This is a genomic window from Armatimonas sp., assembly GCF_964826245.1.
Genome location: NZ_CBAYMC010000274.1, coordinates 1 through 5177, shown reverse-complemented (window position 1 = coordinate 5177; position 5177 = coordinate 1). Strand labels below are relative to the sequence as shown.

Annotated in this window: 4 protein-coding genes; 1 reads left to right on the top strand and 3 read right to left on the bottom strand. The window is 49.2% G+C overall.

The features are described 5' to 3' along the window. Nucleotides 1–132: 132 nt before the first annotated feature. Complete coding sequence (locus AC1XOS_RS19445; RefSeq protein WP_481963875.1) at nt 133–1365, top strand: S41 family peptidase; 1233 nt, start codon at nt 133–135, stop codon at nt 1363–1365. 51 nt (nt 1366–1416) lie between these two features. Here AC1XOS_RS19445 and AC1XOS_RS19440 read toward each other — a convergent pair whose 3' ends face one another. From AC1XOS_RS19440 to AC1XOS_RS19430, 3 genes are all read right to left on the bottom strand, one after another. After that, complete coding sequence (locus AC1XOS_RS19440) at nt 1417–2988, bottom strand: hypothetical protein (protein WP_481963874.1); 1572 nt, start codon at nt 2986–2988, stop codon at nt 1417–1419. An 84-nt stretch (nt 2989–3072) separates the two neighbouring features. Then, nucleotides 3073–3540, bottom strand: a complete 468-nt coding sequence (locus tag AC1XOS_RS19435; protein ID WP_481963873.1) for a hypothetical protein — start codon at nt 3538–3540, stop codon at nt 3073–3075. A 439-nt stretch (nt 3541–3979) separates the two neighbouring features. After that, on the bottom strand, nt 3980–5177 hold a 1198-nt coding region (locus tag AC1XOS_RS19430), incomplete at its 5' end, for an alpha amylase C-terminal domain-containing protein (RefSeq protein ID WP_481963872.1).

Below are 5177 nucleotides of genomic sequence, written 5' to 3'. Positions count from 1 at the left end.
GAGCTACTCTACGAAGCGGGGGCACAGGCATCGCTAGAGGCTCTCCAAACCCTCGCGGCGGGTTTCCATACGCCCGCGCTACGGCAGAGGCAAGCCCAGTAGAACTCGACTAGTGCTACAATAAGGGCAATCATGCAACACCGCTTTTTTACCGCCTCGCTTCTTGCCCTACTTCCTGCCGCCGCCTTTGCCCAGCCACTCTCTGCGGAAGCCAAGACAAAAACGCTAGAGACACTCCAGCAAGCGATTGCGCGCCGGGCTTTTGTGCCTGGGGTCGATTTTTCCAAGCTCCCCGCCGCACTCGAAAAACGCCGCCCCGAGCTGGATAAGGCCGAGGACATGCGCGCTTTTGCCAATACGGTCAATCTGGCGCTCCGCGACTTTGGCATCAGCCACATACGCCTCCTCACCCCAGCGGCCGCTCAGCAGCGGCGCACGGGGCAGACGCTAGGCTTTGGCCTCGGCATGCTCCCTAGCACGGAGGGTATCACGGTCTCCGCACTCGCTCCGGGAAGCCATGCCGCTGGAATCGGGCTTTCGGTGGGTGATACGATTCTGGAGGTAGAAGGGCAGCCAGTCCGCAGTGCCACAGCCGTGGAGCAAGATGGGCGAGAGACGAGCTTGCTGACCATCAAGCGCAAGTCAGATGGAGCGCAAAAGCATGTCATGCTGCTCCGCAAGCCCTACTCCACCGACCGCAAGCCCACTCTCACCTGGCCTGCCCCAGGAGTCGCTCGCTTCATGCTCCCCAGCTTCACCCGTGGCTACAGCCAGCCTGAAGTTGAAGCACTGTTTGCGGAGGCGGCGAGCAAGAAAGCCAAGGCGCTGATCGTGGACTTGCGCAGCAACGGCGGCGGACTGGTCAACAACTCCTCCCATCTTCTCTCCCTTCTGCTTCCTCCCGAGACGCCCACCGGTGTCAGTATCACTCGTGAGATCGCGGCGGAGTACAAAGCAAAAACAGGCAAAGAGAGCACCGACCCCGTGGAGATCGCCAAGTGGAAAGGCCCAACACGTAAGACAAAAGCCACAAAGCAGCCGCCTTTTACCGGGAAAGTGGTCGTGCTCATCAACCGGGGCTCCGCGAGCGCCAGTGAGATTGTCTCGTCGGTGCTGCGTGAGGAGCGGGGTGCCAAGCTGGTCGGACAGCCCTCAGCGGGGGCAGTGCTCACCTCGATCTTTGCGCCTCTGCCCACCGGCTTTGATGTCCAGCTCCCCCTGAGCGACTACATCACCCCACGTGGCGTCCGGCTGGAGAAGAACCCTGTCAAGCCCGATGTGACTGTCACCGGAGCGCCCACCCGCGACGAAGCCACCGACCCCTATATCCAGGAAGCGATCAAAATCCTCACCGCCAAAAAATAGCTTTCCTATACCTCCCCTTCCAATCATAATGGGAGGGGGAGTCATCCTTACCTATGGTGGAGTAGCACAATAAGGTGGCGTTATCGCCGCTTGACTACTCGTATAAAAGAACCCTGTTCCCGCTAGAAATTTTCCATTTTCAGGATAGACAAAAAAGCTAATACGACGATCTTTACGTTCAGTACCGACTTTCTGGTTTTGAATATTATTTACAGAAAAGCCTATCGGTTTAGCACTTCCATCGGCAATCTTTACCTTTATTGTTTTTGCCATATTAATATCAAATTTTTCCATCTGTCCCAGAAGACACTCAAATGCGGGATTCATGATACTAAAAGGCAAACCAGGACTTGTAAGGTTTTCGACTTTAATATTTTGCGCGAAAGTAAAAAAAGGTTGCAGTTCAGCTCCCCATTGAAGACCTCGGAAGTCTTCTGAGAGACGTTGCAGTTGCCCTGAGTTTAAACGAGGACAATCCCTAAAAAATATACTAGCGGGCAATAAGCCATCTGCATCGCTTGCAACTGCTTTTCTAAGTCTACGCACCGTTGACCAAGATGGACGCAAGCGGTCTTCATCAAGAAATCGAGAAATATGATTTAACAAAAGTATGTTTTTATGTGTCTTATTTTGGATCCCCAATTTTGCATCAAGAAATAGCAGGAATTCTTTTAGTTCTTCACCTTGGTACATTTGTACATTTTGTGGATTCTTCCCAACTTTCAGTCGAGCAATTACAGATCCAGAAAAACGATTTATTGTATTAGCCATATATCGATCGACAGGTTTAGGTAAATCATTCAATGAATATTTATCACTGGATGCCTTAACAATTCTCCCTTTCACATTATCTTTATCTGAATCATTTTTCCATTCTTCAAGAATTCTGTTTTTTATATTATCATCAGACATACTCGCATTTATAAGAGAATAACCTGATGCTCCATCGTTTGTCCATTTCACCTTCAGTGATAAATTCTGACTACCCACAGTCACCTGTTTTAATAACTGTATTTTCTCAATATCTTTCTCTTCCACTCGATAATCCTTATGAGTAATTTGTTTTGCAGTCGTCAAATAACCAAGCAACCTCGAAACATCTTGTTTATTAATTGATTTAATATCAAAATCCGCAACCATATCTTCACGAATAATTCTATCCTTTATGTCATTATTCAAATTTTTGAACACCGACATTCCGATATCTACAATATCGTTCTGATTTAATTTTACATTATATGAATCAATTTGATTCAGAAAATCTGTATTTATAAGATCCTCAATAAAAGCGGGAAATTTCTTTGCTTTTACAGATCGTTCTAGACGATATGCTATTTTTTCATTTTTTGTATATTTTTCCCAGAACCAAACAGCTTTCCCTACACTAAACATCGAAATAATACTATCCATAAAATCTTCGATAGTTATATCTTTTAACGAAACAAGTAACTCTTCTCCTGATATGCTATCCGTATCTTTTATTTCAAGAGATACCCCTGTCAACTTCGTAACTATTTCAAGCAACTCCCCAAGATATACATGTGGATATTCAATACTTATTCTTGCAGTTGATACTGCCCGATATTCTTGAAAAGAATATATGATAGGAGGAAGTATAATCACAAGAACATCCTTTTATTTGTGATAGTAAATACTCCGACCTAAAGGCCGGAGTATTTCACAGCGATTCTCTATTTAGGGATACGGTTACGATCCAACTTCCACGTAGAAGTCATGGGTAGCATAACCGCCTGATACCCAAATCTCGGGTTGGCTTGGATTCATAGTCCCGAAATCTGTCGATGCTTCAGCATGCCATGCCCCTACAGAAAAATTATAACTACCTGCGGTTAGAGGGTGTGACTGTGATCCATTGCCAATAAAAGTCAATTCTTTTGGATGAAATACTTCAACTTGTCCTTGTTTTTCACCTAGGTAGCATCCCATTATACCTGTTAAGTAAGGATTAACCGACGGTAAACCAGAAATAGTCGTAAAATGTGTTGATGATAGCGCTAGAGAATATGTGGAAGAGGAGTTGCTCACATAATATATCTTCCCGTTAATCACGGGAACTTCTATTCTTGAATCAACCTCAGCAGTCACATCCGCCTGAGCAAAACCAACATTCATTAGCAATAAAAAAACAGATATGCCAACCATTACTTCTTTCATAATTCAAACCACCTTAACTTTATTCATAATCAATCGTCTAGGCTATCTAAAAAGCATGACTGCGAACAGTATTACATTACTAGCCCGGAAGTTGTGGGCACCATAGCCCATCCGACACTGCTACATAAACCTTTGTTTTTCGTGATCGGTGAGAACCCGATTTGTCTCGAACAAAGAGAGTTTAACTTATTTTTTTGAAGAGTACAAGGATCAATAAGAAAATTTCATAAAAATACAGGATTCCCTTTGAGGGCATTGAGCCACATGGGAATCTGCTTCTCAGGTGCGGCTTTCAGGTAGTTCCTTGGGTGACTTTGGGAGATATAAAGAGGTCAGGGGATTTAGGTTCGGTAAGTTCTGCGGAGACACCAGTAGAGCTGGTTGCGATGCCCCAAGCCTATGGGACGAATACGCTAAAGTGGAAAGCGGGTGGCAGTCTTTACTCCCTGGCCTTGGTAGGTGCAAGTACCAGAGCGCAGCGGCTGGGCAGGTAGACCTGGATACTCTGGGCTGCCTGCCCCACGGCAAGGGGCTCCCAGACATAGGTGCTCTTTTCGAGAACGCGCTCTTGGCCGCCCAGTGCTGTCTGATCTGTGTCGAGGAGCAAGTGATAGTCACATGGCTCGGGCACGGGGATTCGGAGATCGGAGAGGCTCTGGGTAGGGTGTAGGTTGACCGCGATCACCAGCCCCGCGCTCTGGTAGACCAGCAGGTGGTTGTCTTCGTGCAGGGCCAAAAGCTCGGGGGGGCTGGTGGGCTGCGGCAGGTGCATCAGGGCCTTGTCGAAGGCCTGGAGGAACTGGTAGCGCAGAAACGGACTGTCGGCGAGCGACCACTGGCGGCGGGCGTGGGTGTAGCTCCAGTCGTTGCCTTCGCGGGGAAAGTCCACCCACTCGGGGTGCCCAAACTCATTGCCGATAAAGCTTAGCCAGCCCTCGCCCGCCAGTGTGTAGGTCAGCAGGCGGATGAGCTTATGCAGCGCCATTCCCCGATCCACAACAAGGCTCTCGCGGCCAATCGCCATCTCGGTGTACATCTGCGGCCCCATCAGCCGAAACGCCAGGGTCTGATCGCCCACAATGGACTGATCGTGGCTCTCGGCATAGCCAATGTGCTTCTCACTAAAGCGCCGATTGGTCAGAGTTCCCCAGATATTTCCCACCGACCAGGCTTCGTCGGGGGTGTCTTTGGTCAGCTTAATCCAAAAGTCCGGGACGCCCATCGCCAGCCGGTAGTCAAAGCCAATGCCCCCCTCGCCCACAGGCCGACAGAGCCCCGGCATCCCCGAGACATCCTCCGCGACCGTGAGGACATCGGGCTGAATTTCATGAGCGAGCGCATTGGCAAGCTGTAAGTAGCACACCGCTTCGTTGTCTACATTGGCACTAAAGTAGTCCCGGTAGCCCTGAAAATCTCGCACGCCATGGTCGTGATAGAGCATGCTGGTGACGCCATCGAAGCGAAAGCCATCGAAGCCATACTCCTCCAGCCAGTAGCGGACATTGGAGAGCAAGAAGCGCAGCACTTCGAGCTTGCCGTAGTCAAAGCAGCGCGAGTCCCAGCCACGATGAAAGCCACGGGGGCCGTCATGAAAATACTGCCACTCGGTGCCGTCAAAGCGGCTCAAGCCCTCCAGC

Coding starts and splice junctions, on each gene's coding strand:
- AC1XOS_RS19445 (WP_481963875.1), top strand. CDS start 133: ATGCAACACCGCTTTTTTACCGCCTCGCTTCTTGCCCTACTTCCTGCC.
- AC1XOS_RS19435 (WP_481963873.1), bottom strand. CDS start 3,540: ATGAAAGAAGTAATGGTTGGCATATCTGTTTTTTTATTGCTAATGAAT.